This window comes from Mesorhizobium sp. M7A.F.Ca.CA.004.12.1.1, assembly GCF_003997835.1.
In the GTDB taxonomy this organism is placed as follows: domain Bacteria; phylum Pseudomonadota; class Alphaproteobacteria; order Rhizobiales; family Rhizobiaceae; genus Mesorhizobium.
On sequence record NZ_RZRK01001420.1, the window covers coordinates 1 to 650 of the forward strand.

Below are 650 nucleotides of genomic sequence, written 5' to 3' on the forward strand. Positions count from 1 at the left end.
CAGCCAGAGGGCGTAAACCGCATCCGGGATCGATGCAAGAGGACGGGGCGACGACTATGTTTTTCCGCCGCTGCAGCCGCTCTGTCGCCTATGAGGAGGCAGGTGCCGGGGGCTCGTCCGGTGCTTTGTCCGCCACCTCTTCCGCCGCGCCCTGCTTCTCGCGTGCCACGCGCTGCTTTTCCCGATCGCGCTCGATCAGCCGGGCAGCCCAGATGGACACCTCGTAGAGAAGGATGGTCGGGATGGCCAGGCCGATCTGACTCATCGGATCGGGCGGCGTCAGTATCGCCGCGACGACGAAGGCAATGACGATCGCCCATTTGCGCTTCTCGGCCAGTCCCTTGGACGAGAGCATGCCGACCCGTGTCATCAGGCTGGTCACCACCGGCAGCTGGAACACCAGGCCGAAGGAGAAGATCAGCGTCATGATCAGGCTGAGATATTCCGACACTTTCGGCAGCAGCGAAATCTGCACCTGATCGTCGGTGCCGGCCTGCTGCATGGCGAGGAAGAACCACATCACCATCGGCGTGAAGAAGAAATAGACCAGCGATGCGCCCATCAGGAACAGGATCGGCGATGCGATCAGGAACGGCAGGAAGGCGTTGCGCTCGTTCTTGTACAGGCCGGGCGCGATGAACTTGTAGATC

At 62.0% G+C, this 650-nt stretch carries 1 protein-coding gene; it reads right to left on the reverse strand.

Features of this window, described 5'->3' with window-relative positions; translation table 11 throughout:
- Window positions 1–88: 88 nt before the first annotated feature.
- Window positions 89–650 (reverse strand): twin-arginine translocase subunit TatC (locus EN984_RS36795; protein WP_164766030.1); only part of this gene is annotated, 562 nt, incomplete at its 5' end.